Raw genomic sequence first — 476 nt, forward strand, 5'->3', positions numbered from 1 at the left:
GTTGAACACCTCGACGCCGGGATGGCCGATCACGTCGGCGTTCTTGAATTTCGCAAGATTGTTTTCGTGATCCTCGTTCGTCGTTCCATCGCCCCCCGCTTGGGCGGACGGATTGGCCGTACTCATCGCCCGGACTTCGACCCACGGGTTCTCGCCCGTGTTGCTGTAGCTGGAGACGACCGCATCGGGGATGTAGTGGCGCACCTTGACAGAGGTGCGCACCGTGCATCCTCCCCAGGTGCAGTAGAGCCAGTAGCAGATACCTACCACCCGGTACTCCAAGCAATCGGGCGAGGCCACCGAGGCAACGATGGCGGTGGTGTTCAAGGCGTAGCTACCCGTGGCGCTGAGCAGCAGCAAGGAAGCCACGCCGGCCCGCATGCGGCGCATCAGGTCGAATGGTCGCGTCATGGCTGGGTCCTCCGACGCTGCTCGATGCGCGCGACAGCGCGGGCCACATCCGGCTCGCCATAGAC

The 476-nt window shown here is 63.9% G+C and carries 1 protein-coding gene; it reads right to left on the bottom strand.

The window, feature by feature from the left end:
* Positions 1–411: TraU family protein (locus tag M3627_RS20455; RefSeq protein ID WP_251557277.1), on the bottom strand; the 411-nt coding region annotated here is incomplete at its 3' end.
* Between the last annotated feature and the right edge of the window lie 65 nt (positions 412–476).

The sequence above is a fragment of the Psychrobacillus sp. MER TA 171 genome (genome assembly GCF_023713305.1).
GTDB lineage: Bacteria > Bacillota > Bacilli > Bacillales_A > Planococcaceae > Psychrobacillus.